1 protein-coding gene is annotated in these 511 nt (G+C 61.3%); it reads left to right on the top strand.

Features of this window, described 5'->3' with window-relative positions:
- Nucleotides 1-29 precede the first annotated feature (29 nt).
- Nucleotides 30-511 (top strand): calcium-binding protein (locus L2I41_RS21460; protein ID WP_507161418.1); only part of this gene is annotated, 482 nt, incomplete at its 3' end.

The following is a 511-nucleotide window of genomic DNA, read 5'->3' as shown; positions in this document are numbered from 1 at the left end:
TTGTCGATGGTGGTGACGGTGTTGACGTCGTGTCCTACGCGGGTATCTCCAAGGGCGTGACGATCAACCTTGCCGTGACTGATGGCTCTTCCAACGCCGGCGAGGCGTTTGGCGACACCATCCTCAACGTCGAGGGCGCAACGGGCACCAGCTATGCCGACACGCTGCTCGGCACGTCCGGCGACAACAAGCTGACTGGCAATGCTGGCAACGACATCCTCAAGGGCTTTGGCGGCGCCGACATCTTGCGGGGCGGGTTTGGCAAGGACCTGATCTATCCGGGTTCCGGTCCCGACGACATCATCATCGATCACGCCAGAACATCGTCGCGCGATACCATCTACGGCTTCTCGACCGGCTACGATCAGATTCAGCTGTCGGTATCCGGCGACTACAAGGGGTTCTCAAAGGGCACCACCTGGACGCAGAACGGACAGGCGATCTTCGTCAAGGGCACCAACCCGACGGTGACCAAGGCGCTGCCGACCATCCTCTACGACACCGACACCGG

Origin of the sequence: Oryzibacter oryziterrae (assembly GCF_021864535.1) — a bacterium.
In the GTDB taxonomy this organism is placed as follows: domain Bacteria; phylum Pseudomonadota; class Alphaproteobacteria; order Rhizobiales; family Pleomorphomonadaceae; genus Pleomorphomonas; species Pleomorphomonas oryziterrae.
The sequence above is the reverse complement of the archived record's forward strand: the minus strand, read 5'-3'. Positions and strand labels throughout refer to the sequence as shown.